The organism is Caldisphaera lagunensis DSM 15908 (assembly GCF_000317795.1).
GTDB classification, from domain to species: Archaea; Thermoproteota; Thermoprotei_A; order Sulfolobales; family Acidilobaceae; genus Caldisphaera; species Caldisphaera lagunensis.
This window is the reverse complement of sequence record NC_019791.1, coordinates 142,619-163,745: the sequence shown is the minus strand read 5'-3', so window position 1 is coordinate 163,745 and position 21,127 is coordinate 142,619. Positions and strand designations below refer to the sequence as shown.

The window sequence follows — 21,127 nt, the reverse complement described above, 5'->3', positions numbered from 1 at the left end:
CATTATTACTAAATTTTTATTATTTCTAAATTAGCAATATTAAGCCGGTGCACGAGTGAATATTCTCTTAATTTTGGCCTTTCTCTATTTATTATGATTGACAAATTAGTATTGATAAGTAAAACACAATTATTAATAATAAAATAACTAATAATGAAAAATCCCCTCTCTTTTATTTTACATCTAATATGTTTTATTCCTAAAATTATTTGTGAAATTATTTTTAAATATTTATGTAATATTAAAGCAAGATTTTAAGCATTTTGTTATGTTTAAATTTATAGTTAAAATTTATAGGATATTTTTAATTCAATAAAAACAAAAGTAGATATAGGTGGAAATTTTGGATCCATTAAAAGATATGAGAGAATACATTCAATGGCTAGAAAAAAATAATATACTAATTAAAGTTAATGATGAACTTTCACCAATATTAGAAATACCAGCATTTTTAAGGAAAGTTATGTATTCAAAAGGTCCTGCTGTATTGTTTGAGAAAATAAAAGGGTTTGAGAACTGGAAAATAGCGGGTAACTTATTTCCAAACTTAGATTTAATTAAATCTACTTTATCAGTAAATAATCTTGAAGAAATAGGAAATAGGATGATAGAACCAATAACTTCTCCAATTCCATTTGGTTTACTTGACAAAGTTAAAGCGTTAGGGGAAGTATCTAAATTATCATCATATTTTCCTAAGAAAACAAGTAAAGCAGCTTTCACAGAAAACATAATAGATGGTAAGGATAATCCATTAGAAAAAATACCTTTTTTCAAAACATGGCCTAATGATGGAGGAAGATACGCAACATATCCTATGGTAATTACAATGGATCAAGATAAGAAAATAATTAATATGGGAGTATATAGGATGATGATAATTGATGGAAATAAAGCAGTTATCCATTGGCAAATTCATAAAAGAGGAGCATTAATGCATATGAAGGCAATTGAATCTTCTAAAGAGGAAATTCCAATAGCAGTTGCTATAGGAAGCGATCCTGGAACAATGCTTGCCTCAGTTTCACCAGTCCCTTATCCTATAGATAAATCCTTATTTGCCGGTATCATTAGGGGTAAAGGCATAGAGCTATATGAGCTTGATAATGGTATTATGGTTCCATCAAATGCTGAAATAATATTAGAAGGGAGGGTTTTAACTAATAAGCTGGTTGAAGAAGGACCATTTGGTGATCATTGGGGGTATTATGATAAGCCTATAGAAAAATATCCTCTATTCATAGTTGATAAGGCCTATATTAGAAATGATCCAATTTACTTTGGTAGTGTAGTTGGATTACCTCCTTTAGAAGATGCTGTTCTAGGAAAAGCAATAGAGAGAATGTTTAAACCAATTATGCAAGTTCTTTTACCTGAAATTATTGAAATTAATTATCCAGTAGAGGGAGTATTTCAAGGAATGCTAATTGTGTCAATAAAGAAAAGATATCCTGGACAAGCAAAAAAGGTTATGAGTGCTCTATGGGGTATTGGGCAATCATCTCTAACAAAGATTATAATAGTTGTTGATAACGATGTCGACCCCCATGATTTAGGAAAGGTTATATGGTCTATTTCCTGCAATGTTAATCCAGAAAGAGATGTTTTAATTTTAAGTAATTCTCATAGTGATGCATTAGATCCATCCAATTTATATCCATCGTTTGGGAGTAAGCTTGGAATTGATGCAACAAGAAAAATGCCAGAGGAAAATTGGGGAAAACCCTGGCCAAAAATTGTAGAAGAAGATGAAGAAATTCTAAGAAAAATAGAACCTTTGGTTAATAACTATTTAAAAAAAGTTCAAAATAATCCTAATTACTATTAATTATTGTTTCTATTATTTTTATATTTAAAAATACTATATAGCAGAGAAGTAAACACTCCCTCCCTTAAAAAAGGGACTCTCTTTCTTATCCCCCAACAAGTTAAAGGATATAATTTCATAGAAACAAAAACAAGGAAGCTGCAACAGACCTTGATATTGCAGTGTATAAAAACAAACTTCTTAATATATGATATCCATACTTTTGATCTAAATAATCATAGGTAAATCCACCTATTTCTCCACCAGCAAGAGCTGATATTCCCATTATAACACTATAAGTACCTATTGCTGCTCTTTTATCTTTTGAGTTATCAACTAAATATGCAAAGTACCCTACATTATTTATTGAATTAGAAACTCCACCTAATATATTAGCTAAATAAATTCCATTAACATTTGGAGAAATTGCATAGGCAAGGGCAAAAAACGTGTTTGTTAGCCTTCCAATAAATAAGGAAAGCTTTGTATGCTTTGCTATGAAATATCCAAAAAATCTTTGCAAAAGTATAGTAGAAGATGTTGCTATAATATTAATTATTCCTACTTGAAAGGTTGTCATATGAAAAACATACAATTGGGCTAATGGGAAAAGCGGCCATGCAAATGACCAAGTTATCATATATATTAAATTAAAAATGAAAAACTTCTTAAGTTTATTAAAGTCTTCATTATTTATCCAGGCACTGTTTTTACTTCTATAATCTTCTTTATAATCTAATCCTATTACTATAAAAGTTGAAATTGATGTAACAATTGATGCGATTAGAAAAACATATTTGACCAAAATTGTATTTACTTCTAGATATAAGCCTCCTAATGCTATAACGGGCAATGAGCCTAGAGATGAGTAAAAATAAATTCTAGAGAGAGTAACGCTTCTACTAGCTCTGCTGTAAAACTCGGTTAATAATGAAAAGCCAAAGCTAGAAATTCCTGAACCAATCATTATTATGGAAATAAGTATTGTATATAAAGGTCCTTGCGAAGTTAAAAAGAACAAAGCAAATAATGAGAGGCTTTTTATTAAATTCCCATAAAATATTAAGCTTTTAGGTGATTTTTTTGTTAAAGAAGAGAAATATTGAGATAAATTTGTGAAAAAAGTTCCTGATGTAGAAACCAAACCTAGCAAATAACCAGGTAATCCTAATGTTGCCCCGATAAATGATAAAAAAGGAGAATATGCATTAGATGTCATGCTATTTATAAGATTGTAAATTGATATTTTAGATATTGCTTTTTTGTTATTTATTTCCAATTTTATTATTTCACCGCAAAATTAAATGTAAGATATAAGTTTAAAAAAATTAAATGGAAGTGTAACTAATATACTTTTTATTTTATTATATTATAATTAATTTATTTTCATCTAAATGTTATATTTAAAATGAATCATATTTCCAAAAATGTTTATATTAATTTCATTTTTTCTTTTGCGCCTTTCAAATTTTCTATTCATACTATGATTTATTAAAAAGTAAAAATTTTTTACTATTGATTGAGAAGAATTTTTAATTATGAATTTTTAAATTGTTTAACTTATAATGGATTAGGAAAAAATTTTGCTTGGTTTATATTATCCTTATAATATAATATTATGTTGTAGAAAACTTAATAGGACATATTTTTAATGACATCCCATTTATATATGTTTAGGTAGTTAATTAACTTTTCTAGAAAATTTCCTGAGATCATAAAAACCTTGCCATCTTTTAGCTCAAATATTAATATATTATTAACTTTGCCTGATATCAAGAGAAAGGCTTTTTTCCCATTCGTCAATCTAAACCATCCAAATTGAGTTCCTGGGAAATTATAGCCAGTTATTCTAAAAGAAACTAAATACCCTGGGTCCAAATTATTTGTAAATACTATTTTTTCAATATCATCTCTATTTATTTTTTCATGATATATATAAGAATGGATTTCTATTTTATCATTAGAAATTGTAAAATACGAATTAAACAAAGTTAAAAATGCTAATAAAAGGATAACGAAAGGTATTAATAAAATAAAGACTAGATATTCTTCACCTCTTTGAATTAAATTATGGTATTTAGCTAAAACAAGATAAGAATCCAAGGCTATAATAAAGGCTATTAAAAATGCAAATATTGCTATTGTATTTCTTTGAAATGATACTCTTATTTTCTGACTCAATTTTCTTCCTATTAAAATTTGTTTTATTAAGGTTTTAATTTTAATTGTTAACCCCCCGGTTAACAATTACATTATAGCTATTGTTTTTTATAATAAAACGTTTTATATGATTTCATAAAAATATTAATATCATATATTTGATTTACATCAACCTTAAAAGTTAAGGCTTTCATTTGATCTAATTATTTATCGATTTAATAAATTTAATTCTTCTCATATAAGAATCCGCTCTAACAGGAAGGAGGTTTATCTCGTAAAAATCAATTCAAATAATAAATTCATTATTTTGGACTACCCTTCAAAATTAAATCTCTCAACCTTTTTCCAATTTTTTCTTCTAGGCTATTATCTACTTCATTAAGATTGCTCTTAACCGTTTTCATACCTCTTTGATATTCCTCAATCCATTCATTAGCGAATTCTCCATTTTGGATTCTAGTTAATGCTTTTTCCATTCTCTTTCTTACTTCTTCATCTATAATATCTTTTCCAACAGTAATTCCTCCATATTTAGCAGTATCTGAAACAGCCCTTAGCATACCGCTTAAACCTTTTTCATAGATCAAATCAACTATCATTTTCATTTCATTGATTGTCTCAAAATATGCCACTTCAGGTTGATATCCTTTTGATACAAGAGTTGCAAAGGAGTTTTTCATTAATTCTGAGATACCGCCAACTAAAATAACCTGTTCTCCAAACAGATCTGTTTCTGTCTCTTCTTTGAATGTTGTCTCAATAACACCAGGTCTAGTTGCTCCGATACCTTTTGCTATGGCTAATGCTTTATTTAATGCATTACCGCTTATGTCTTGGTGAACAGCAATTAAAGCAGGTACCCCACCACCCTTTTCAAAATACTCTCTTACCTTATTTCCAGGACCTTTAGGTGCAATCATATATACGTCTGAAGTTTTAGGAGGTAAAATTAATTTGTAATGTATATTAAATCCATGAGCAAATACCATATCAGCACCTTCTTTCATATTTTTCATAATGCTCTTTTCCCAAACTTCTCTTTGTACCATATCTGGCAAAAGAAAGATTAATATATCTGCATCCTTAACTGCATCATTTATATACTTTGGTTCAAATCCGTCTTTTTCAGCTAATATCCATGAATTACCCTTCCTCTCTAATCCAACAATAACATTTAAACCAGAATCTCTTAGATTGAGAGCCCAAGCTCTTCCCTGGTTGCCATAACCTAACACAACTATCTTTTTACCTTTAACAAAATCTAAAGAAGATTCCTCATCATTATATATCTTACCCATCTAATTCACCTCTATAAATTAAATTTAAAAAATTTTTATTAAAATTATTTTCTAAAAAGTATTTAAAATAAGAATCATTATTTAAATCAAATTTAATTTCCCCCAATACATCAACATATTCGATCCCAACAGATTCCTTTAAATTGATTATAGCTCTATTCAGATTTTGATTTTCATTTACTATCAAATAAATCTCATAAAGGCCTTTATCGTTAGTGAGCATTCCATTTATGTAATATACGTCTATTAATAATTTTCTAAAATTAGACAAAACTCTTTCTATTAAGCTTGTATCTCTATAATAACCTGTTACCTTAATAAGCCTTCCTTGGATCACTTAATATCACCTCACTTAATTTTCCTCCAGGAGGTAATGTTGGTAATGCAAGTTCCTCCCTATTTATTGGTACTCTAATAACTGATGGAACTTCTAATCTCATGGCTTCTCTTAAATAATGAGAAAGATCTTGATATGAATTTGCCTCAAATCCTTCTGCTCCAAATGATTTTGCATATTTTACAAAATCTGGAGATGCTTTGAAATCGACTCCTACTATTCTTTTGTTGAAAAATAAATCTTGAACTTGTCTTACTAATCCAAGTGTACTATTATCAAAAATTATAGAAATAATGGGTATTTTTTCCTCTACAGCTGTTGCTAAATTATTTCCAGTCATTAAAAAAGAACCATCACCATCCAAATCTACTACGACTCTATCTGGCATTGCAACCTTTGCTCCAATGGCAGCTGGCAGACCAAATCCCATAGTTCCCATACCGCCAGATGTGAAAAATGTATTAGGCTCTAATGATTCCCAAAAAACTTCAGCAAACATCTGATGTTCTCCAACACCGGTTGTAATTATTGAATTTCTTGGTATTTCATTTCTTATTGTTTTAAGTATTTTCCATGGCTTCATATAGTTTCTTTCCTCAATATAATAAAACTTTGAATAATATTCTGCATATTCCTTTACCTTATTTAACCATGAACTGTTTTTCTTAGGCAATTTAACAAAGTTTTTAATTATATGCGTTAAAATGATCTTAGCATCACCATTTAAAGAAACGCTGTTTAATCCTGACCTCATTGATTCGCCTGGATCTAGATTTATTATAATCAAGTTCTTATCCCTAATTTCATCTAATGAAGTAAATGTCCTATCACTGAGCCTAGACCCTATTATTATCAATAAATCTGACTCCAAAACTGCTCTATTAGCTTCTGTTTTTCCATAATAACCCATTACTCCAATATACAATGGATTATCGTTAGGCACTGCTGACTTGGCTGGAAGAGTTGAAACTATTGGAGACATTAATAATTCTGCAAGATCTAAAACTTCTTTTGTTGCCTTGGAATGTAAAACACCAGTACCAACAACTATTACAGGTCTTTCGGATCTTATCATGAGTTCAATTGCTCTTTTAATTTTTTCAAGATTTATTTCTGTTTTAAATTCTTTATATCCTAAGACAAATGGTTTATCAGGAAACTCGATTTCATTAACATTCTCATTTAAAATATCCCTAGGTATATCAACAACAACAGGTCCTTTCCTTCCTGTGTTTGATATGTAAAAAGCGTTTTTTATCCAAAGAGGTATTTCATTTATCGAATTTATTCTGACTGCAAACTTTGTAATGTTTTCCATAACGCCTAATGTATCTGCTTCCTGAAATGCTAATTTACCCATAGAATTTCTTGGGACCTGACCAGTTATTGCTACTACTGGACTGGAATCCCAGAAGGCTGTTATTAAACCCGTTACTAGATTCATAGCCCCTGGGCCTGAGGTTGCTGTACAAACACCAGGTACTCCTAATGCTCTTGCATATCCATCTGCTGCATGGGCTGCTGCCTGCTCATGCTTCATCAAAATGTGCCTTATTTCTCCAGAATTAACTTCATCATAGAATTCATTATAGATAGACATATTTGATAAACCTGGTATTCCAAATATTACTTTAACGCCTTCTCTTTTTAGAGATTCAACTACCAATCTTGATCCATTAACCATTGTTGATCACCTTTGAACAAGAACTAGCAATTTCTGAACAGGAACTAACAATTTCCAAAGAAGAAATTTGTTTTAATATCAAATTTGGCTTCGCATTCCACCCACCTATGTTACACTTAAGTTAAGAAATTTCTTTTTAAGCTTTTCTACTTGAGATACCATATAAAATTTAATAATAAATCATTAATAATAACTAAACAAAAATTTTTAGGGCTATATTAAATTTGATATATTTAAATTATACATTATCAGAAAATAAGCTTTTTTTTCTTGATATTAAAATTATAAAGTATTTATTAAATATTCAATTCAAACACTATAAATCCTTCAGAATTTTCTTTTCTAATATTTGAATTATGCTTAAATTCTACATTTCCGTTATAAATCAAAAATGGAGGGCTCGTTTCAAGCAATATCATGTCATTATTTACATAAAATTCTCCATTGTATTTTTCAAATGGAAACCAGACCCATTCGTGAATAAACCCTTTTATTTTTATATCAATTTTATCTACCTGTTTTAATTGATATTTTTTAATGATTTCATTTATTTCCATTGTTTTTCCATCATTAAAATAAACTCTATCAATCTCTTTAAAATTCATTGATTTTACTAAAGATAAAGAAGCATCATTTTTTTCATTAACTATTAACCTAAATGTCTTCTTGTTACTTAATTCAATTGCTTTTTCTGTTAATTTTCTCCCAATTCCTTTTCTTCTTAAATCTTTGCTAACTCTTATGCCCTCTAACCAAGCAAAATCGTCAAATAACTTGACATGAATTATTCCTAATAAATTGTTATTTTCATCTATTGCTTTAATAAAAATACCTTCTTTTACCCATGTGTCAAAAACATTTGAAATATAATCTCCCCAATCCCAAGTATTCCTTGTAGTTGTTCAACAGAAGATTTATCAGAAGGTGAAATTAATGCAAATTTTATTTCTTGACTCATTCTCTCTACCAAGTTGTTTTTGAATTTACATGCTTAAAATTTTAATGAGTTTTTATAATATGATTAATTCTAATTTTAAAAAATTATGAAGTGTTTCAAAGGAATGCATTTATTAATTTATTCTAGTTACAATATTTATAGTGGGGATGTAAATGCCCATTAGGTTAGCGAGCTCAACTAGATATAAAGGTATATATAATTCACCTCATAGGGCTTTTTTAAGATCGATTGGTTTAAATGATGAAGACATAAATAAACCACTTGTTGCAATAGCAACTGCATGGAGCGAAGCCGGTCCTTGTAATTATCATACATTAGCTTTAGCTGGGGTTGCAAAAGAAGGTGCAAGAGATTCAGATTTAACACCATTAGCATTTCCAACTATGGTAGTTAATGATAATATAGGGATGGGTTCTGAAGGAATGAAATATAGTTTGATAAGTAGAGAATTAATAGCAGATATGATTGAGGCTCAATTTAATGCCCATGCATTTGATGGTTTAATAGGTATAGGAGGTTGTGATAAAACTACCCCAGGAATATTAATGGCAATGAGCAGGCTTAATGTACCATCAATATATGTTTATGGTGGTTCATCGGAGCCCGGTTATTACAATGGGAAAAAATTAACCATTGAAGATGTCCATGAAGCTATAGGATCTTATTTAGCGAATAAAATAAGTGAATCTGAATTATATGAAATTGAAAGGAGAGCTCATCCAACAATAGGCACATGTGCAGGCTTATTTACAGCTAATACAATGGCTTCATTGAGCGAAGCATTAGGTATTTCATTGCCTGGTAGTGCTTCTCCAACAGCAACCTCATCCAGAAGGATCATGTATGTAAGAGAAACAGGTAAGGCTTTGAAAAAACTAATTGAAAATGATATAAAAGCTAGAGATATATTAACATTTGAAGCATTTGAAAATGCAATCGTAACATTAATGGCAATGGGCGGTTCAACTAATGCTGTATTGCATCTATTAGCAATAGCATATGAATCAGGAGTTAAATTAACGTTAGATGATTTCAACAGAATATCTAAAAGAACGCCTTACATTGCAAGTATGAGACCAGGAGGAGATTATGTTATGGCTGATTTAGACGAAATAGGAGGTGTTCCTATTATTTTGAAGAAATTATTAGATGCAGGCCTATTGCATGGTGAAGCATTAACTGTTACTGGAAAGACGTTAAAAGAAAACTTAGATGAATATAAATACCCTAATGTATCTAGTCATATTATTAGGGATGTTAAAAATCCCATTAAGCCTAGAGGAGGGATAATAGTTTTAAAGGGATCATTGGCGCCAGATGGTGCAGTTATAAAAGTTGCTGCAACAAATCTAACAAGATTTGAAGGTAAGGCTATAGTTTATAATTCAGAAAATGAAGCATTTAATGGAATTCAAAATAACGAAGTAAAAGAAGGTAGTGTTGTTATTATAAGATATGAAGGACCTAAGGGTTCGCCTGGTATGCCTGAAATGCTTAGAGTAACTGCTGCAATCATGGGAGCTGGATTGAGCAATGTTGCTTTAGTAACTGATGGTAGATTTTCAGGAGCAACGAGGGGTCCAATGATAGGTCATGTATCTCCAGAAGCAATGGTAGGGGGTCCAATAGCAGTTGTAGAAGATGGAGATCATGTAATTATAGATGTAGAAAAAGAAAGATTGGATTTAGATTTAACGGAAGAAGAAATCAAAAATAGATTAAAGAAATGGAGTCCTCCAGAACCAAGATATAAATCAGGTTTATTAGCAAAATATGCATCATTGGTTTCACAGGCCTCCATGGGTGCTGTAACAAGACCTTTATTAGGATAACTATTAATATTTCATTTCATCATTATATATAAACAATGGATCTTCCTAAAATTGAATTAATGCCATAATAAGATAATAAAAATGGATAATCATTATTAATAAGAGATGTTATGAGAAACTATTGATAAAATTATTAAGATAGTAATATTATGTATATAAAATTATGGAATTATTATATACCTATTTAATTAAAATGATTAATATCAAAAAGTAATATATAATTAATAATTAAAAATTTATTTAACATTAAACTGATTGATATATTTTCATAATCCCAAATTCTTGATGACCTAATATTTCTGACTTTGTTAACTTTCCATTTAATACATCAACTAATAATGAAAAGAGCTTTTCTCCCAAATTTTCTATTGTATCTTCCCCTTTTATTATAGGAGAAGCATCAAAATCTATGTTATCCCCCATTTTTTTAAATGTTTCAGGGTTTGCAGTAATTTTTATAACAGGTGATATCGGATTTCCTGTTGGAGTTCCTCTTCCTGTTGTAAATAAAACTGCTTGAGATCCCCCTGCAACCATACCTACAACAGATTGAACATCATATCCTGGTGTATCCATAAAAATTAAGCCATTCTTTTTTGGTATCAGATCTGCATATTCTATGGCATCAACTAGCTTAGACTTTCTACCCCCTTTTTCAATAGCACCTAATGATTTTTCTTCCAATGTGGTAATACCACCTTTGATGTTTCCAGGTGAAGGATTTGAACCTCTTATATCTTCTCCAGTGCTTAATGAAAGGTTTTCAACCCTTTTCACTATTTTTAAAAACTTTTCTCTAACTTCATCATTTATTGCTCTCCTTGCTAAAATATGTTCTGCACCAATTGCTTCTGTAGTTTCTGATATAACCGTTGTTCCACCAAGCTCAACAACTTTATCCATAACATATCCAACAACAGGATTCGAAGCTATACCAGATGTAAAATCTGACCCTCCACATTCAGCAGATAATATTAATGAGTTCCAATCAACCCTCTCTCTGTTTTTATTATTTTTCTCAACCATTTCCTTAGCTATCCTAACCCCTTTTTCAATTGCATCTATTGTACTACCAACTTCTTGTATGACTAATAATTCAACCCATTTGTTGGTTTCTGCAATTTTGTCAGCAATTTTTTCATAATCTGCGCTTTCGCATCCCAAACTAACTAATAAAACTGAAGAAACGTTAGGGTTTTTGGCAAAATTTATTAAGGTTTTTTCGGTTAATTCTAAATCTGGTTTTAATTGACCACAGCCATATTGATTATCAACATAAGCGGTACCGTTAACTAGTTGATGTATTCTAAATGCAGCTAAAGAAGAACATGAAACTGTAGGCATTATTAGGACTTTATTTCTGAATCCAACATCACCATTTTCCCTTACATAGCCAAATAGTTCTTTCATCATTTTTCACCTGCTCTTAATCCTTTAACATTATGTACATGTACATGAGCTCCCTTTGGTATATCAGATGTTGCAATGCCTATTATTTCACCATATTTTATGATATAATCACCCTTTTTTATATTAAATAAAGAAAATTTGTGGCCATACGGTATTTTATCAATAATTTCAACTTCGATTTTTTCATTTCCCCTAATAACTAAAGCCTTTTCATTTTTGTTTAATTCTCTAAGAGAAACTGCAACATTATCATTTTCATTTAAAGCAAGAGCATCTGCTTTTCTTAACATAAGACCACCATTTAAATATTGCTAAAAAGATATTAAAATTCTTATTCAGTCAAAAAATGAAAATGATTAGATTTTTAATCACTTAATAATTCATATTAATATGTTATATACGTAAAAAATAGTAAACATATCAAAGCTAATAGGTTATTCTTCTCCTTACATTAAATGGAATCTTATATCTATTACAGTAAAATTTAATTCAATTTTTGTACCTTATAATCTTATAAATTCAGAAAATATTTTAGTAATAAGGTTTAAGAAAATTTTGTTATTAATATAAACTTTTAAATATAAATTAAAAATAATAATTCGGGTTAAGAATGAAATTTTTGCTTGTAAGTGATATACATAAATCAAATAAAATGTTTAAAGGAATAAATGAATATTTTGCAATAGAATGGTTATTAAATTTAATTGATGATATAAAACCTGATGTATTGATATCAGCAGGAGATTGGGATGAAGGTATGTCAGAAAATGATTTTATAGAAATTGAAAGAAAGGTTACATTAATAACTATATATGGCAATCATGAAAATTTTCCTTTAATTATTCCTCGTTCTATTCAAAATGGAAAAATTTATGATTTTGAAGGTTTAAAGATTTCTGGTTTAAATGGGTTGATTGAAGTAGGAAGAACAAAGAAAAATAATGAATCGCATTATTTAACAACAGATGATGCTATAAATATAGCAAGAAAAATAAATAGAAAATTAAAAGGCTCAAAGCTAAACATATTTATTTCACATCAACCACCTTATTTACCAGATCTATATCCAAATATGAGAAAAAGTGAATCTAGCATTGTTATGCTTAAACTCGTTGAAATGTTAAGGCCTTCATTATTTTTTAATGGACATATGACAGGTGGTTGCTATTCATATTACGAATTTCCCAATGGAACTAAGTATTTGAGGGTAGACTCGTCTCAACAATTTAAATGTTATGCAATATTAACAGATTTAACAATAGATGTATATGAAGAAAAAAGAAAAATATTTTCTTTTAACATATCTTAACTTATTTATTTAAGACTTTATATGAAATATAATTATGCTTGTTTTGTTATACTAGAAAAGAGCGATTGATTATTAGTTTTCAAATTGTTATTAATTTTTTTAAAAATTATTAATCCTAATTAGTTTAAAAAATAATGAGCATTATCATAAAATATTTAGAATAAAAGATCCTTTGGGAAAAATAAAAATGTTAAGTCTTAACTATTAACATAGTTAAAGACGCTTAGTTATAATAGAAGGTAAAGTATTAATTTAATAAAGTTGAATGCTTAAATCTTATCTTTATATAATTTTTAATGGGGAGGTATTTGAAAAAAAGTTTAATAATATTCATAACCTCATCATCATTCTTTTTGAGCTATTTCTCAAGAATAGCTTGGAGTATAGTTTCTTCTTATTCCTCATTAAAGCCAAATACAATACAAGATAGCCTTATTTATTCTCTTTTCTTTATTGGCTATGTTATAGTTCAAATACCTGCCGGATTAGTTTCTGATCAAATAAAACCTAGCAACATAGCTTTAATATCATTAATTGGCTTATCCATAACTTCTTTCATTTCTGGTTTTTCAAATTCAATATTTATAGAATATATAGCAAGCTTTGCAATGGGCTTATCTGCAGGATGGATTTATCCTGTTACAATAAAGATCTTAACATTAAAATTTAATGATAAAGAAAGAGCAGTAGCAATAGGTTATTATAGTTTAGCTTGGCCTTTATCAATAGTATTAGCTGGATTGATTCTTCCCTTTATAAGCATTAGGTTTGGATGGAGATATTCTTATTATATGATCTCCTTGTTATCATTTATATTTTCTTTATCTTATTTATTTTTAGATGTTAAACAGGGTGGTAATAAAGCAAAATTTGAAATTATAAAAGATAAGAATGTATTGATTATAAGCTTATCAGGCTTTTTGTTTTTCTTAGCTTATTGGAACATAACACTTTATGCATATAAATACTTTTTATACATAGGTATCAATAGCTATTTATCTGGATTGCTTTACTCACTTTTGGCATTAGCCGGAATACCAGCTACTATTATAGCAGGATATATTATAAGGAACATTGGTGTGAAAAGCTCATTAGTTATATTTGAATTATTATATGGTGTTTTAACTCTCATGCTTAGTATATTTTTTAGGCCTGATCTATTAGCATTAATTTCATCGTTGATGGGCTTTGTTAGATTTATTATTACACCTGCTAATTCGACTGCTGTCTCATTTATTGGAAAAGAAAAAGCAGGCAGCGTTACAGGGTTTGCAAACTTCTTTTGGCAAAGTAGTGGCATAGTTTCCCCATTGGTTTCATCAACTATAATATTGAGGATTAATTATTATTCTCTTTGGTTAATTTCAGGTTTAATGATTATTGTTTCCTCATTAATTTATTATATGTTTCTAAAAATTTAAAACATGATATTAAAGAAAATCTTAAATTAAATAAAGCAAATAATAATAGTATAGTTTAATACTCCAAAATTTTAAAAATTTAATATATTTTAGTAAAAGTAATTTTTACGAAATATTTCATTTCAAATATAAATATAAGACCTCAACTATATTAAAATAAAAAGATGATATAATGGAAAACAAGTTTATTAAAACAAAAATTGCTGAAAATTTATACTTGCTTAGAGTTTCAGATAATGATACAAAATATTTTGAAGCATTATGGGAAATACCAGAAGGTATAATGTATAACGCATATCTTATAAAAACAAAAGAAGGCAATGTGCTTATTGATGGATGGAAGAAACCCTATTCAGAAAAACTTTTAGAATTATTAAAGGAAGATCTTAAAGACTTAAAGATAATTATTGTTAATCATACAGAACCTGATCATAGCGGTTCAATAAAGGATATATTAGAATATACAAAAAATAAACCTCTTGTGTTAGGTACTAAAATGGCTGGAGATTTACTTAAAAGTTTTTATAAAATTGATATAAATTTTAAACAAGTCGAAGATGGAGAAGAAATAAAAGTTGGAGAATATACATTAAAGTTTTTTACAACTCCATGGCTTCATTGGCCTGATACCATGGTTACATATGTTAAAGAATTGAAATTTATGTTCACATGTGATATATTTGGTTCATATGGTATTTTTGATTCCGTATATGCTGATGAGATCAATTTTGATAATTATGAGCCATTTATAAGAAAATATACATCAACTGTAATAGGGGCATATAAGAATTACATTGTAAAAAATATTGATAAAATAAAGAATTTAGGTTTAGAAATAAAAATGATCCTTCCAGGTCATGGATTATTATGGAGAGATCCTGAAAAAATTATTGACTATTTTTATAAAATTGGTAATGAATCGATAAGAAGCAAGAAGGTAACAATAATTTATAATAGCATGTATGGTTTAATAGATCCTGCTATATTATTTACTAAAGAGTTTATTGAGAAAAATGGTTATGAAACAAGAGTATTTAAATGCACAGATAAAGAAAGGCCTTATATATCAGATATTATATCAGAAACAACAGATTCTTCATTAATAATATATGGTATCTCTACCTATGAAAATGATGTTTTTCCAATAGCAAAATATATATTAAGTATGCTCTCAAATAAGGTTAATAATAAGATACCAATTATAATAATAACATCATATGGTTGGGGACCTGTTGTTAAGCAAAAGGTAGCAAACATTATTAAAGGGACAAAATTCATAATAGTTGATAGCATTGAATTTAGGGGAACTAATAGTAAAGATGATGAAAAAAAGATAGAAGAAGCTCTTGCTAAATTATTATAATTAGATTATGTTTATGTATACGTTATTAATACTTTTTATAATCAAAAACATTAATAAAATTTTATTATAAACTTTATGTTTATTTCTGTTTTTAATTTTTAAAATTTTTTGATTTTATTTATTATCTTTTACATTTAAAAACATTTATCCTTGAGTTGAAACTCTTACTCCCTAAATTTATTTAAACATAATTAAGTTTCTCCTGCTAAGCGAATTATATACATTATTCAATAGTTTAAACAATATGAATAGTTAATTCTAATCTATCAAAATAATATAAAAATTTCAATATAATTAATTTTCTTATTAATTTAAAATTGATATTCAGAGTTTTACTAATTATAATGAAAGATTTTTATTTTTTGATTAATAAAATAAACTTTAAGGAAAAACTTAAATAAATAAAATATCAAATTACTATTAGGTAAAATTATGATTCAATTTGAAATAGGCAAATATTTAGAACAACATAAAGTAAAATATAATTTATCTAATAGTGGGATGTCAGATGTAATTGATATTTCAAAATATTTTAAAGGAGTTAGTATAATCTCTGAAGAAGACTTGAAAAAAGAAATAGCTGAGGTAAATGGTGACAAGGCTGAAAATGTGGTAATAACTCATGGTGCCACAGAAGCTTTCTTTTTAACAGCTTATTACTTATATAACAAAGGTCTTAAGAAAGCCAAATTCCCATTACCAGAATATGAGTTAATAAGAAAAATACCTGAAGCTCTTGGTATGGAAATTGGAGAAGGTGATATCTATATGCTAAGCAATCCTAATAATCCAACAGGTCAGATTATGGAATTAGAGCCTGATTATAAGGCCTATATTGTCGATGAAACTTTTATGGAATTTTACAGGAATTTGGACAAATCTTCATATCCAGAAAATACATTCAGGATAAATACCTTTACAAAATTTTATGGTGGTGATGAGCTAAGAGTTGGGTATATAATTACCCCTAGTAAAGAGGATGCAGAAAAAATTGATAATTTTAGAGGTATATTAACTGATAGGGTTTCCAGATATAATATGTCTGTAGCATATAAAATTTTAAAAGACAGAGAAAATATTAGAAAAACTGTAAGAGAAATACAAAAAATAAAACTTGATATATTATTAAATAAAAGAGATAAATTGGAGTTTTTTAAAGGAAGAATACCAGTATTGGGGACCATATCATTTATGGATTATTCAAATTACACTAAAATTGACTCAAAAGAGCTTACAGAAAAACTAATAGATAAATCAATACTTGTTGTTCCATCAAGCTATTTTGGGATTAATGGACCATATATGAGGGTTTGTTATTCATCAAAAAACTTTGAAGAAGGCTATGGAAAGCTTAAAGAAGCATTAAATGAATTTATTTATTAAAAATATTTTGTTGGATAAATAAAAACATATAGAAATAAAGAACGACATTAACTTGAATTATATATTAAAAGGAATTTATCATGAGATTCAAATTTATTGAAGCAAATAAATCTAAAATATTTTATTAATTCTATTAATCTTTATCTATTCTTTTTCTGTAAGATTTACATTTCTAATATTCAATCTTAAATGCTAAAATTATATCAATAAAATTATATTACCATATGTAGAAAAATTATGAATTAATTAATTAGAGAAAATTGATTTAAAAGAAAAAGAATCCTATTATAGAGGCAAATTTAATTGCTGTATTATGCCGTTATGTAAGTGGCAAAGCTAATATGAGAACCATAAGAAAAAATTATAGTTATTTGGCTTCCCGTCTATGCTACTTTATTCAAGATTTATAATCATTATTGTTTCCAACTTTATTTTTTCTGTTAAGGAATTGATTGACTAGGTTTAAATCAATGCCTTTGTTATCAATTGATTTCTTGCCCATTAAGGCCTCAATCATAAGTTTATCTTCAAGTTTGTTCCCTATGCCCATATAAACTGCTTTACGGTCATTTCTTAAAGTTTCTTGAGGAAATGACGATATAGTTTCGGCAAGTTCAAGCGCTTTTTCAAGACTTTTTCCTCTTGGCACGATATAGTTTACTATTCCTATTTTATATGCTTCTTCGGCATCTATTGTTTTTCCAGTAAGTATAAGATCAAGGGCTCGTCCAAGACCAACTATTAATGGTAATCTTTGAGTACCTCCATCTATTAATGGAACTCCAAATCGTCTTTCAAGAAAACCAAATATAGCATTTTCTTCAGCAATCCTTATATCAGTCCAAAGAGCTAATTCAAAACCTCCTGCTACACAATACCCAGAAATAGCAGAAATAGTTGGTTTTGAAAGGTTAATTCTCGTAATTCCAAGGGGACCATTTTCTGAAAGGACTCTTTTTGATAACCTTTTAATATCTGATAAATCAGCCCCTGAACTAAAAGCGTCAAATCCTCCTGTTAAAATTAGCACATAAGCGTCTTTATCATTTTCCAATTATAATACAGCTTTTTCGAGCTCCATGGCTGTATCATAATCAATTGCATTTCTTTTCTCAGGCCTGTTTAAGTATATTATAGTAATTTTTCCTTTCTTTTCTACATTTATATTTTTCATGTTTATCACGCTAAATATAATCTTTTTTCATTTTAAAACCTATTCTTTAAATCCTTTCTTACTATGCAACTTTTTTTGATGTAATCATGCATATCCTTTGTTCCAGGAGGCAGTACATTAACTCTTAATTTATACTTTTCTGTTCTTCCTAGTGGCGTCTTAGGTAGACTTTGAACAAATATAATATATGATGGAATCCAGAATGATGGCATCCTTTCTATACAGTAATCAATTATGCTCTCTGCAGTTACGTTATCAGAATTTGGGACTATATATGCCATGACTTCTTCATCTCCAGATTCATGTCTGAAGGGAATTACGCAGCATCTTTAACATCAGGATCTGATAGGAGAATTTGTTCAACCTCATAGGATAATATTTAAAAATGAAAATTATTTATTTAATTTAGATCTAATAAATGATGAAATTGTTTGTAAAGTAACTTCAGCCGATGGAACAATTCCTAATAAGTTGATGAAACCATGCGTAACTCCTCCAAATCTTATTTGAATTGTTTCAACGCCAGATCTATTTAATATAGATGCATATGTTTCTCCTTGATCTCTTAAAGGATCATATTCGGCTGTTATAATTAATGTAGGTGGTAAATTTTTATGGGATTCCGCTAATATTGGTGAAAATCTTATATCATAGATATCAGTAGGCGATTTTAAATACATTAATCCAAAAAAGTTCATAGCCTCTCTAGTTAGAAATATGTTAGAATATTCTCTCATCGATTTTGATGTAGCATCATAACCCACGGTAGGATATATCAAGACTGAAGCCTTTAATTTAATTCCTTCATCCCTTGCTAATATACTAGAAACTGCTGATAAGTTTCCACCAGCGCTATCCCCTGCTATAGCAACGCTCTTTTCTTTTTCATAAAAATACTTAACTGAATCAAATGAATCAATAACTGCAGCTGGAAACTTATGTTCAGGTGCTAATCTATAATCAATTGATGCTACCTTGCATTTACATTCATTTGCTAAATATCTCAATACATGATCATAGGAATCGGAAGATCCCCAAACAAAGCCTCCACCATGTAAATAAATTAGAATTCCTTGTGTTTCAACAATTTTTGGAATATAAATGCGAACAGGTATTTTAGATTCTCTACCATTTATGAACTCATTTCTTATTTCCTTCATTTCTATTTTAGGAGCAAACTGCTTTATTATATTTGATCCCTCATCCATATATTTTCTAAATTCTTCAACGTTTCTTGGTGTAAATACTTCCTTAGGAAGCTGACTAAGCCATTTCTCTAAATTTATATCTATGGGCATAATCTCTACCAAATTAATATATAACGAGTATGTATAAAAAATTTTATATACATTTATATAAAGAAACAATGAGATATAATTTAACATGGGATATAATCATTACCTACTTTGATATCTGATATTCAGATAAGGGATACCGTGTTAAATTTAATGAAATTTAATGTGTAACTTTTTGAACTTAACCAAAAATCATTCTTTCATACTACTTTAGGCTTCTCCACAATTCTTAAATATTTTCCTTAATAAATCTTATATCGGAGAATATCTATGGAATACATAAACCTTGGGTGGTCAGGTACTAAAGTATCTAAGATATGTCTTGGTACAATGTCCTTCGGAGATCCAAGCCTCCAACTCTATGGAAAAGGTGGATGGATTGTTGGTAGAGAACAGGCATTGAAAATACTTGAAAAAGCATGGGATCTTGGCATAAATTTCTTCGACACAGCTAACGTGTACTCAAAGGGAAGTTCTGAGAAGATCCTAGGCGAGTTCTTGTTTGGTAGGAGGGATGATGCAGTAATAGCAACAAAAGTGTATTTTCCAATGAGCGATAAGCCTAATGATAGAGGGCTTTCGAGGAAACATGTAATGAAGCAAGTAAAAGATTCCCTCTTAAGGCTTAAGACTGATTACATAGATCTTTACCAGATGCATAGGTGGGACTATGAGACGCCGATAGAGGAAACTCTTTCTACTTTTAATAACCTTGTTAGTGAAGGGTTTATCAGATACTATGGTTTATCTGCAGTCTTTGGATGGCAATTGGCCATGGTCTACTACTTAGCCATGGCTAAGGGATGGGAAAGACCCGTAAGCATCCAAAGTCTGTATAACTTACTCTACCGTGAGGATGAAAGAGAAGTATTACCATTTGCAAAGATGCATAGGCTAACATATTTAGCTTATAGCCCAACAGCTGTAGGTATCCTAACTGGAAAGTATTTCATAGGTGGGAAAATAGTTATTCCAGAAGATAAAGAGTCAACGCCGGAGAGATTATGGTCTAATAGTAACTATTATGCTAAATCTATTTATGTTGGTCCTCCCGATAACGATGAAATAATGAAAAGACTGATAGAGCTGGCTCAAGAAAAGGGAGTTAAGCCTTCGCAGATCGCTATAGCATGGCTATTGCACAAAGGGGTTATACCAATTATTGGGACAAGTAAGGTTGAGCATCTAGAGGAATTAGTTGAAGCCATTATGATAAAGTTGACAGACAAAGAAATAGATGACCTTGAGAAACCATATAAGCCGAAGCCGTTTGTGCATGCAATACCGCCACCTATGTAAAGATCTCGAGAGAATTTCTTTTTAACCATAGTTCTAGTCCTATGTGTTGATGCAAATGTCAATTTTAATATCTAATTATTAGTAGTAGTATTTAGATGCTGGATTTTTGACGATATCTTGTTTGTTATTGAAAAAATGTTCATAATATGCTTTAAAAATATTTTTATCAACAGTTATTACAATAGGTTCTGTTCTTCTTTTAACAAGTCAATATTTTAAACATTATAAAATGTTTTACATTTTAATCAACCAAAGATGACATAATTCTATTAGGTCTGCAGATAAGAAATATATTCACTATTTAGATAAAATAGGTTTATGAGATGTTAATATTAATAGGAGAGAATCTTAAAAATTGGAAAAACGATTGGAGCTTCAAAAACACTTTATGAATAGT

The 21,127-nt window shown here is 29.0% G+C and carries 18 protein-coding genes; 7 read left to right on the top strand and 11 right to left on the bottom strand.

What is annotated here, in order from left to right; genetic code table 11:
- Positions 1 to 334: 334 nt before the first annotated feature.
- Complete coding sequence (locus tag CALAG_RS00755) at positions 335 to 1,828, top strand: UbiD family decarboxylase (RefSeq protein ID WP_342662583.1); 1,494 nt, start codon at positions 335 to 337, stop codon at positions 1,826 to 1,828.
- Positions 1,829 to 1,943: 115 nt separating this feature from the next.
- Here the strand turns inward: CALAG_RS00755 and CALAG_RS00750 are convergent, their stop codons facing one another.
- From CALAG_RS00750 to CALAG_RS08060, 6 genes are all read right to left on the bottom strand, one after another.
- Positions 1,944 to 3,086 carry an MFS transporter gene (locus CALAG_RS00750; protein WP_015231841.1) on the bottom strand — a complete coding sequence of 381 codons (1,143 nt, stop codon included), beginning with the start codon at positions 3,084 to 3,086 and terminating at the stop codon, positions 1,944 to 1,946.
- 353 nt (positions 3,087 to 3,439) lie between these two features.
- A complete protein-coding gene (locus CALAG_RS00745; RefSeq protein WP_172633873.1) occupies positions 3,440 to 3,988 on the bottom strand; it encodes a PH domain-containing protein in 549 nt (182 codons plus the stop codon).
- Positions 3,989 to 4,269: 281 nt separating this feature from the next.
- Positions 4,270 to 5,265, bottom strand: coding sequence for a ketol-acid reductoisomerase (gene ilvC / locus CALAG_RS00740; RefSeq protein WP_015231839.1), 996 nt, complete (start codon positions 5,263 to 5,265; stop codon positions 4,270 to 4,272).
- The gene (locus CALAG_RS00735; RefSeq protein WP_015231838.1) at positions 5,258 to 5,602 is read right to left on the bottom strand and encodes an ACT domain-containing protein; all 345 of its coding nucleotides are present in this window, start codon (positions 5,600 to 5,602) and stop codon (positions 5,258 to 5,260) included. The genes ilvC and CALAG_RS00735 overlap by 8 nt, the downstream gene beginning before the upstream one ends.
- Positions 5,580 to 7,286, bottom strand: coding sequence for an acetolactate synthase large subunit (locus tag CALAG_RS00730; protein WP_015231837.1), 1,707 nt, complete (start codon positions 7,284 to 7,286; stop codon positions 5,580 to 5,582). Before CALAG_RS00730 ends, CALAG_RS00735 begins: the two co-directional genes overlap by 23 nt.
- A 296-nt stretch (positions 7,287 to 7,582) precedes the next feature.
- On the bottom strand, positions 7,583 to 8,116 hold the full coding sequence (locus CALAG_RS08060) for a GNAT family N-acetyltransferase (protein ID WP_281086584.1): 534 nt from the start codon (positions 8,114 to 8,116) through the stop codon (positions 7,583 to 7,585).
- Between the two features lie 280 nt (positions 8,117 to 8,396).
- Here CALAG_RS08060 and ilvD point away from each other — a divergent pair, with 280 nt between their 5' ends.
- Entirely contained in the window at positions 8,397 to 10,076 is a 1,680-nt protein-coding gene (gene ilvD / locus CALAG_RS00720) for a dihydroxy-acid dehydratase (protein ID WP_015231835.1), read from the top strand.
- 246 nt (positions 10,077 to 10,322) lie between these two features.
- Here ilvD and CALAG_RS00715 read toward each other — a convergent pair whose 3' ends face one another.
- Positions 10,323 to 11,489 carry a UxaA family hydrolase gene (locus CALAG_RS00715; RefSeq protein ID WP_015231834.1) on the bottom strand — a complete coding sequence of 389 codons (1,167 nt, stop codon included), beginning with the start codon at positions 11,487 to 11,489 and terminating at the stop codon, positions 10,323 to 10,325.
- Entirely contained in the window at positions 11,486 to 11,776 is a 291-nt protein-coding gene (locus CALAG_RS00710; protein ID WP_015231833.1) for a UxaA family hydrolase, read from the bottom strand. Before CALAG_RS00710 ends, CALAG_RS00715 begins: the two co-directional genes overlap by 4 nt.
- A 320-nt stretch (positions 11,777 to 12,096) precedes the next feature.
- Here CALAG_RS00710 and CALAG_RS00705 point away from each other — a divergent pair, with 320 nt between their 5' ends.
- The 4 genes from CALAG_RS00705 (at position 12,097) to CALAG_RS00690 (ending at position 16,962) form a co-directional block, all read left to right on the top strand.
- The gene (locus CALAG_RS00705; protein WP_015231832.1) at positions 12,097 to 12,795 is read left to right on the top strand and encodes a metallophosphoesterase family protein; all 699 of its coding nucleotides are present in this window, start codon (positions 12,097 to 12,099) and stop codon (positions 12,793 to 12,795) included.
- A gap of 308 nt (positions 12,796 to 13,103) precedes the next feature.
- Positions 13,104 to 14,216 carry an MFS transporter gene (locus tag CALAG_RS00700; protein ID WP_015231831.1) on the top strand — a complete coding sequence of 371 codons (1,113 nt, stop codon included), beginning with the start codon at positions 13,104 to 13,106 and terminating at the stop codon, positions 14,214 to 14,216.
- A 172-nt stretch (positions 14,217 to 14,388) separates the two neighbouring features.
- Positions 14,389 to 15,579, top strand: a complete 1,191-nt coding sequence (locus CALAG_RS00695) for an FprA family A-type flavoprotein (protein WP_015231830.1) — start codon at positions 14,389 to 14,391, stop codon at positions 15,577 to 15,579.
- Positions 15,580 to 16,011: 432 nt separating this feature from the next.
- Entirely contained in the window at positions 16,012 to 16,962 is a 951-nt protein-coding gene (locus tag CALAG_RS00690) for a pyridoxal phosphate-dependent aminotransferase (RefSeq protein WP_015231829.1), read from the top strand.
- 397 nt (positions 16,963 to 17,359) lie between these two features.
- Here the strand turns inward: CALAG_RS00690 and CALAG_RS00685 are convergent, their stop codons facing one another.
- The 3 genes from CALAG_RS00685 to CALAG_RS00675 all read right to left on the bottom strand — a co-directional run bounded on the left by CALAG_RS00685 (position 17,360) and on the right by CALAG_RS00675 (position 19,434).
- Complete coding sequence (locus CALAG_RS00685) at positions 17,360 to 18,016, bottom strand: enoyl-CoA hydratase-related protein (protein WP_216475971.1); 657 nt, start codon at positions 18,014 to 18,016, stop codon at positions 17,360 to 17,362.
- 152 nt (positions 18,017 to 18,168) lie between these two features.
- On the bottom strand, positions 18,169 to 18,453 hold the full coding sequence (locus CALAG_RS00680) for an AMP-binding enzyme (protein ID WP_281086583.1): 285 nt from the start codon (positions 18,451 to 18,453) through the stop codon (positions 18,169 to 18,171).
- 75 nt (positions 18,454 to 18,528) lie between these two features.
- Positions 18,529 to 19,434, bottom strand: coding sequence for an alpha/beta hydrolase (locus CALAG_RS00675; RefSeq protein WP_048816640.1), 906 nt, complete (start codon positions 19,432 to 19,434; stop codon positions 18,529 to 18,531).
- A 267-nt stretch (positions 19,435 to 19,701) separates the two neighbouring features.
- Between CALAG_RS00675 and CALAG_RS00670 the strand changes: the two genes are divergently transcribed.
- Positions 19,702 to 20,730, top strand: coding sequence for an aldo/keto reductase (locus CALAG_RS00670; RefSeq protein ID WP_015231826.1), 1,029 nt, complete (start codon positions 19,702 to 19,704; stop codon positions 20,728 to 20,730).
- Positions 20,731 to 21,127: the final 397 nt, after the last annotated feature.